The following is a 5,909-nucleotide window of genomic DNA, read 5'->3' on the forward strand; positions in this document are numbered from 1 at the left end:
GTCCCCTTCGTCTAGTGGCCTAGGACACCGCCCTTTCACGGCGGTAACAGGGGTTCGAGTCCCCTAGGGGACGCCATTTTTCTTGCCGCATTTGCGGAACCCAGGGGCCACCTCTTCAGAGGTGGCCTCTTTTTGTTTTCGTCTCCTTAAATCCGGTGCTCGACCTGAGCTTCCGCAGCGCGGACCAATGGTCGTGCTGGCGGCTTGCAATTTAATATGATGATCGTAATATTGCTTTCATAATATAAAGGGTAGTGCCATGAATGAGCGCAAGCGTGAAACCCGTCAACGCATCATCGCCGCGGCTGGCCGTGTACTCGCCGAGCGTGGGCCGGGCGACCCGGCCGTGGCCGAAGTGATGGCGGCAGCCGGGCTGACGGTGGGCGGTTTCTATGCGCATTTCGCCAGCAAGGACGCATTGATGCTCGAAGCCTTTCGCCAACTGCTCGCCGTCAGGCGGGGGCGCGTTGTAGAGATCGATCGGCGCATGACGGGCCGGGAGCGTCGGGTGTTGCTGGCAGCGTTCTATCTGTCGCGCCGGCACCGCGACAATGCTGACGAGCGCTGCCCGCTACCAAGTTCGCTGGCGGAAATATCGCGTTTGCCAGAGGGCTTTCGTCAGGCCCTGGCTGAGCACACCGAGTTGATGGTGGCGCATATGCGCGCCGCGCCGGAGGAGGCGGATGTAGCGCTGGCCGACCTGGCGCTGATGATCGGTGGTCTGGCACTGGCGCGGGCCTTGGGGCCAGGCGAGTTGTCCGACCGGGTGTTGCGTGCTGCCAAGGCAGCAGTTGTCTGAAATCGAGCGAAAAGGAGAGGGTGATGAACCAGATGACCTGGGTACGAGGTGTCAACGCAACGCTGGGCAGAGTCGCCCCGCAACTGATCGCCAGCCGTTTGCGTGAGCGCTTCATGACGCCACGCACGCAACCGCCGCGAGACTGGGAGTTGCCGCTGCTGGCCAGTGCCGAGCGCATCACCCTGCGCTTTGGCTTGTCGGCGCTGCGCTGGGGGAGTGGGCCGACCGTGCTGCTGATGCATGGCTGGGAAGGGCGGCCAACCCAGTTTGCGTTGTTGATCCGCGGTCTGGTCGACGCAGGCTATGGCGTCATCGCACTGGATGCGCCTGCTCATGGCCGTTCACCTGGACGAGAAGCCAATGTGGTGCTGTTTGCGCGTGCATTGCTCGAGGCCGCCAGCGAGTTGCCGCCGCTACGGGCCGTGATCGGTCACTCGATGGGCGGTGCCAGCGCGCTGCTGGCCACACAAATGGGCTTACGCTGCGAGACGCTGGTGACCGTTGCCGCGCCGAGCCGCATCCTCGGATTGTTGCGCGGTTTCGCTCGATTCATGGGGCTGCCGGCCGAGGCACGAGCGCATTTCGTTCGCGCCGTTGAAACGACGGCGGGCATCCCCGCGGCGCATCTCGATGTGCAGCGTTATCAGCTGGAACTGCCGGGGCTGATCGTGCATGCCGAGGATGATCAGGTGGTGCCGGTGGGCGAGGCCGATCTGATTCACAAGGCCTGGTTCGACAGCCAGTTGCTGCGCTTGCCGGCGGGTGGGCATCAGCGTCTGCTGAGCGATCCGCTGCTTTTGCAGGCTGTACTCGAGTTGTTGGAGCAAGTGCCTCAGGCGTCCCTGAAGGCCCTGGCCTCGTAACTGACCACACGGTTACGGCCGCCCGCCTTGGCGCGGTACAGGGCGCGGTCCGCCAGTTCCAGCCAGTGCTCGCCGCAGTCCGGCTCGCTCGGTACGCCGGCATGCAGGCCGATGCTCAGGCTCAGCGCTATCGACTGTTGTTGGTAGAGGCAGGGATTGAGCGCGAGCTCTTCGCGCAGTTGTTCGGCCAGGTCGAGTGCGCCGGTGAGATCGGTGCTGTCGAGCAAGATGACGAATTCTTCGCCGCCGAAGCGTGCCAGCAAGTCGCTACTGCGCAGGCGCTGCTGGATGCGCTGGGCTGCATGGCGCAGGCAGGCATCGCCGGCGAGGTGGCCGTAGCGGTCATTGACCTGCTTGAAGTGATCCAGATCCAGCATCAGGACTGCCAGTGACTGTCGGCTGCGCACGGCGCGGGCGCAGGCGCGCGCCAGTTCTTCGCTGAGAGTCTGGCGGTTGAACAGGCCGGTAAGCCCGTCGCGTCGGTTCAGTTCGGCCAGGCGCAGGTTGGCGTTGGACAGTTGCTGCAGGGTGTCCTGCAGCGTCGCGGTGCGCTCCTGTACGCGCTGTTCCAGGCTTTCGCTGATCTGCGTTTGCAGTTCCAGGTGCTTGGTCTGTTCGCTGCGCAGGCGGCGCTCCTGATCGATCAGCTTGGCCTGAGCCTGGCGTTCGGCTTGCTGCACCTGGCGGATGCGCGAGGCCAGGGCGATGGAGAACACCGTCATCTCGATCAGGCCGCCAATCTGCTGGGCATGCAGGGTCAGCAGCGAGTAGGGCAGCAGTCCGGTGCCGGTGAGGATGCTGGCAAGGCTGGCGGCGATCAGCACGAACCAGCCCAGGGCGAACAGGCGCGCGGCTGCGTAACCGCCGCGCCAGCGCAGCAGGGTAATGACGAAGGCGGCCAGTGCGCAGGCGGTCACCAGCACGAAGCTGCCGATCAGGGCGGGTAAATACGGGCCAAACAGCGCCATGCCCAGCACCAACCAGGCGCAGGCCTTGAGCGTATTGGCGACCCAGCGATAAGGTCTGGCGGCCTTGTCCAGATCCAGCACGCCGTAGGTGAATTGAATGCCGAACAATGTCGCCAGGGCGGAGCTGAGCGGGAAGCTCAGTTGATGCCAGGCCAGGGCATTGGGCCACAACCATTGCAGGGCGAAGCCGAGCTGGATGAACTGGTAGAGACTGAAGCTGGCGACGAACAGGCTGTACCAAAGGTAGTTGCGGTCGCGGGTGATGCAGAAAATGCTCAGGCTGTAGATCAGCATTGCCATCAGGGCGCCGAAGAACAGGCCCTGCAGCAACAGGCTGCGCTGCTCCTGATGATCGAACGCATCACGGGTCATCAGACTGGCGCTGAGGTTGGCCGAGCCGTCGGTTTGCATGCGCAGCCAAATGCGCTGGCGTTCGCCAGACGCTACGTGCAGAGGCAGTACCAGTTGGCGGTGCTCGACCCAGCGCCAGTCGAAGGGGCGCTGGTCGCCTGCGCGGTAGATACGTTTGCCGTCCAGGCCGTAGGCGTCCAGTTGATCCAGCAGTGGATTGCCGATCAGCAGCACCCAGCCCAGCGAGCGGCTGTGCGGGTTGTGTACGTCCAGGCGTAGCCAGTAGGTGCTGCCGCTGTAGCCGAAGCTGGCATCGCGCCGCTCCACTGCTTGCCAGGCGGAGTCGGGCAGTGCGCGCACATCGGTGATGTCGGCACGGCCATCCGGGTTTTCCCAGAACGCCATGTAAGGCCCGGGCAATGTCTGCGTCTGACCAATCGGCAGCGGCAGGCTTTGCGCCCAGGTCAGTGCTGGTAGCAGCAGAAGCATCAATAGGCGCAGGGTGGCAGTCAATTGCTCGTTCTCGGGCTCTCGTGCGAGTGCGCTGCATTATGGCGCGCGATGATGGCACGATGAAAGCTCGGCGCTGCACGGAGAGGCCGTGCGGCGTATCATGCGGCACCTGATCGACTGGCCGCCGAGGAAGCAGGCAGCCGCATTCTGGAATCGGATCACCCGGCTTGCCGCATGCAGGCTGCATACCTGGAGGTAGAGTCATGAACTGGGAGTTGCCCGACCCCTTCGTCATCGATATCGAAGTGAGCGCAGACGACATCGATGGCCTCGGTCATGCCAACAACGCGGTGTACGTCAGTTGGCTGGAGCGTTGCGCCTGGCGGCACTCGCAGTTCCTTGGGCTGGACCTGGTCGAATACCGCCGCCTGGATCGCGCCATGGCCGTGGTGCGTCATGAGATCGACTACCTCGCCAGCGCCTACGAAGGGCAGCATCTGCAGATGGCGACCTGGATCGTCGAATCCGATCAGCGCCTGAAGATGGATCGACGTTTCCAGCTGGTGCGCCCGGAAGATGGCGTTACCTTGCTGCGTGCCAAGACCACTTTCGTCTGCATCGAACTGTCCAGCGGGCGCCCCAAGCGCATGCCGGCGGAGTTCGTCGAAGGCTATGGCAAGGCGCTGACGCCGCCTTATCCGCTGGAGCTGTAGGCTGCTCAGTCATCCACCGGCGCAAGAAATACCTGTTCCGGCTCGACCATGATGGCGAAGTTGCGGGTTTCGCCGGGGCGGAGGATGACGGACTGCGCCACATCCGGCCCACGGCCTCCACAATAGCCGTCCGGCGACATGGCCACGGCGACGCTCAGCTCGCCGCTGGGCAGGTCCAGGCTGGTGTGGTCACCCGGGCCAAGTTTCGCCACTACCTGCTGGTTGACGTAGAGCTCCACATCGCAGGCATTCGGCGCGTTGGTGTCACGGCTGAAGATCAGGCGCGCGGGCGCATCGGCAACCGGGTCTGTTGGCATGGGGACGATGCCGCTGGGCATCGCCTCGTTAGCCTGGGCGCCCCAGCAGCAGATGCCCAGAACGATCAGTGCGAGATAACGCATGGCGAGCTTCCCTAGGTGATGAAGCGCCAGTGTGGCCTATCTGGCGCCATCGGCGCGATACCTCAGGCTTCGCAGAACGCTGTTTGCATACCGTCTTTCGCCCTGCCTGAGCGTCGCTCGACGACCTTTCATGCAGCCCATACACTGTGCGCCCCATTTTTCCGGACAACCACATGCAAATCGCCCTGGCGCCCATGGAGGGGCTGGTCGACGAGATTCTGCGCGACGTGCTGACCCGCATCGGCGGCATCGACTGGTGCGTCACCGAGTTCATTCGCGTCAGCGAACGGCTGTTGCCGGCTGCCACCTATCACAAGCTGGCGCCCGAGTTGTTCAATGGCTCGCGCACTCAGGCCGGCACACCGATGCGCGTGCAGTTTCTGGGGTCCGATCCGCAGTGCCTGGCGGACAACGCCGCCTTCGCCTGCACGCTCGGCGCGCCGGTGATCGACCTCAACTTCGGTTGCCCGGCCAAGACGGTGAATAAGTCGCGTGGCGGTGCGGTGCTGCTCAAGGAGCCGGAGCTGTTGCATGCCATCGTCCGCGAATTGCGGCGCACGGTGCCGGCCGAGATTCCGGTCACGGCGAAGATGCGCCTGGGCTTCGAAGGCAAGGAGGGCGCGCTGGACTGTGCGCGGGCGCTGGCCGAAGGCGGAGCGAGCCAGATCGTCGTGCATGCGCGCACCAAGGTCGAGGGCTACAAGCCGCCGGCGCACTGGGAGTGGGTGGCGCGTGTGCAGGAGGTGGTCGGCGTGCCGGTGTTCGCCAATGGCGAGGTGTGGACGCTGGACGACTGGCGCCGCTGCCGTGAGATCAGCGGCGTGGATGACATCATGCTGGGGCGCGGCCTGGTTTCTCGGCCAGGGCTGGCGCGACAGATCGCTGCCGTCAGGGCCGGCGAGGAGCCCGAGGAAATGAGCTGGGTCGAGCTGCAGCCGCTGTTGCTCGATTTCTGGCAGCAGGCACGGCGCAAGCTGGCGCCGCGCTACGCGCCGGGGCGCCTGAAGCAATGGTTGGCGATGCTCACGCGCACCTATCCAGAGGCTGTTACGCTGTTCGCTGAAGTTCGCCGCGAGCAGGATTGCGAGCGTATCGACCGGCTGCTTATGTCGACCGATTGAAGTCTATTAGTCTGGATGCAATTCACGGGAAGTGGGCGCCAGGCTGCGAATTTGAACTCTGGTTCGCTTGGCGTCCCCAGAGGTTGATTGAACAAACACCGTAGGAGCGGGGGGGGGGGGGGGGGGCGGTTTTGGGGGGGGGGGGGGGGGGGCGCCGACCCTACCACCGGGTGGGGAGGGTTTACTGGAGAGGCCGCGGGGGAGCTTATGCGGGGGAGGGCCTGGGTGGGGGGGGGGTGT

The 5,909-nt window shown here is 64.4% G+C and carries 6 protein-coding genes and 1 tRNA gene; 5 read left to right on the plus strand and 2 right to left on the minus strand.

The features are described from left to right. The 3 genes from EGJ86_RS23555 (at nucleotide 1) to EGJ86_RS23565 (ending at nucleotide 1,662) form a co-directional block, all read left to right on the plus strand. Nucleotides 1-76: transfer RNA gene (locus EGJ86_RS23555), tRNA-Glu, on the plus strand. Between the two features lie 183 nt (nucleotides 77-259). Further along, on the plus strand, nucleotides 260-799 hold the full coding sequence (locus EGJ86_RS23560; protein WP_125836830.1) for a TetR/AcrR family transcriptional regulator: 540 nt from the start codon (nucleotides 260-262) through the stop codon (nucleotides 797-799). 23 nt (nucleotides 800-822) lie between these two features. Next, entirely contained in the window at nucleotides 823-1,662 is an 840-nt protein-coding gene (locus tag EGJ86_RS23565) for an alpha/beta fold hydrolase (protein ID WP_125836831.1), read from the plus strand. Here the strand turns inward: EGJ86_RS23565 and EGJ86_RS23570 are convergent. Then, complete coding sequence (locus EGJ86_RS23570) at nucleotides 1,632-3,494, minus strand: diguanylate cyclase (protein ID WP_256672494.1); 1,863 nt, start codon at nucleotides 3,492-3,494, stop codon at nucleotides 1,632-1,634. The genes EGJ86_RS23565 and EGJ86_RS23570 overlap by 31 nt on opposite strands. A gap of 203 nt (nucleotides 3,495-3,697) precedes the next feature. On the opposite strand from EGJ86_RS23570, the gene EGJ86_RS23575 reads away from it, so the two are divergent. Continuing rightward, complete coding sequence (locus EGJ86_RS23575; protein WP_099525411.1) at nucleotides 3,698-4,147, plus strand: thioesterase family protein; 450 nt, start codon at nucleotides 3,698-3,700, stop codon at nucleotides 4,145-4,147. A 5-nt stretch (nucleotides 4,148-4,152) separates the two neighbouring features. On the opposite strand, the gene EGJ86_RS23580 is transcribed toward EGJ86_RS23575, so the two are convergent. Further along, nucleotides 4,153-4,548 (minus strand): hypothetical protein, encoded by a 396-nt coding sequence (locus EGJ86_RS23580; protein ID WP_125836832.1) that lies wholly within the window; start codon nucleotides 4,546-4,548, stop codon nucleotides 4,153-4,155. Nucleotides 4,549-4,721: 173 nt separating this feature from the next. Between EGJ86_RS23580 and EGJ86_RS23585 the strand changes: the two genes are divergently transcribed. Beyond that, complete coding sequence (locus EGJ86_RS23585) at nucleotides 4,722-5,669, plus strand: tRNA-dihydrouridine synthase (RefSeq protein WP_125836833.1); 948 nt, start codon at nucleotides 4,722-4,724, stop codon at nucleotides 5,667-5,669. The last annotated feature ends 240 nt before the right edge of the window (nucleotides 5,670-5,909 follow it).

Source organism: Pseudomonas sp. o96-267, assembly GCF_003935465.1.
GTDB classification, from domain to species: domain Bacteria; phylum Pseudomonadota; class Gammaproteobacteria; order Pseudomonadales; family Pseudomonadaceae; genus Aquipseudomonas; species Aquipseudomonas sediminis.